Raw genomic sequence first — 851 nt, forward strand, 5'->3', positions numbered from 1 at the left:
ACGAGCAAAGCCTGACAAGAAAGGCACTCGCGCTCAGTTCGGTACGCCTCTCTCTGCGCCAGCAACACGTTGTTTTTCAACAATATCGGCTGCCACCGGTCATTAATGTGAAAAGTAACGAAAGGCGACAACAAGCCCAATGCGGGCTTTGCCAACCTTTCAAATCAGCATCATCCCCGACCATTTCAGTTCGAGTTTCAATCCCTAGCGGGCAAGGCAACCTCGCCTTCCCAGTCAGAAATACGGTGCGGTAGCGCCAGGAGTTTTGACGCCACACGTGTTTTGGTCGTTCCACTTCCAGTCATCCCCGAATATTTGCCGGTGGAGGAAACAATCCGCCAGTTGTTGACGCCGAAGGCAACAACCTCCCATCTCATGGTGAACGTGTCCTCTTCTTCACCATAAACACAGACGCCACCGCCGCTGACACCGCTGGGTCCGCCGAAACCCGAGCCCACGCACCGGACAAAACCAGGATCGATTGGTCCCTCGTCAACGGTATAAGTCCCATAGTTGTCCTCTTTCCAGAACACGTCCTCGCCCGCGGAAATTTGCTCTTGGTTGACGACATAGAAGTTCGTTGCCGACACTTTCTCTGCAGCAGTCAGACAATGAGGCGCAAAGAGAACTGCGGGGATAAGCATTGAACGCAACATGTTGTTTCCTTCGACAGTGGGGCAAAACCAGCATGATAGAGACTACGAAATTTATTGCTAGGAAAGGAACGCATAGCCGGACCTGAAAAGTCAGCTTCGTCCCGCTGTTGATTTCCGCTGAGAAGTGACCCGGTATTTTCACCGAGATTTGACCCACCTTTGTTTATGTCTCAGCGTTTATGTTGTGGTCAATGT

General features: G+C 51.7%; 1 protein-coding gene. It reads right to left on the minus strand.

The window, feature by feature from the left end:
• Positions 1-197: 197 nt before the first annotated feature.
• A complete protein-coding gene (locus tag ACR0ID_RS20405; RefSeq protein WP_480474019.1) occupies positions 198-656 on the minus strand; it encodes a hypothetical protein in 459 nt (152 codons plus the stop codon).
• Positions 657-851: the final 195 nt, after the last annotated feature.

This window comes from Ruegeria sp. AL2, assembly GCF_056540845.1.